Source organism: Thalassolituus sp. UBA6592 (assembly GCF_002433655.1).
Taxonomy (GTDB): Bacteria; Pseudomonadota; Gammaproteobacteria; order Pseudomonadales; family Oceanobacteraceae; genus Venatoribacter.
Genome location: NZ_DJIO01000107.1, coordinates 1 through 340, shown reverse-complemented (window position 1 = coordinate 340; position 340 = coordinate 1). Strand labels below are relative to the sequence as shown.

At 53.2% G+C, this 340-nt stretch carries 1 tRNA gene; it reads left to right on the top strand.

Annotation, left to right across the window (positions count from 1 at the left end):
- The first annotated feature begins 119 nt into the window (after positions 1-119).
- Positions 120-206 (top strand) — tRNA-Leu (locus tag B2Z72_RS09980).
- The last annotated feature ends 134 nt before the right edge of the window (positions 207-340 follow it).

Sequence of the window (340 nt, the reverse complement as noted above, 5' to 3'; positions counted from 1 at the left end):
GCAGGGGATTCAAAATCCCCCGCCTTTGCGGGTGTGCCGGTTCGAGTCCGGCCTCTGGTACCAAGCAAAAAAAGAGCTGTCAGTCTGAAGTGCGAAGTGGTAACATGCCGCGCCTCAATGCCCAGGTGGTGAAATTGGTATACACGCTGTGTTCAGGTCGCAGTGGGCTCACGCCCGTGAGAGTTCGAGTCTCTCCCTGGGCACCATCATTCTGTTCTGAGTGATGGTGCTGTACTTAACAAAGTACATTGAAAATTTGAAATGCCGAAGTGGTGAAATTGGTATACACGCTGTGTTCAGGTCGCAGTGGGCTCACGCCCGTGAGAGTTCGAGTCTCTCC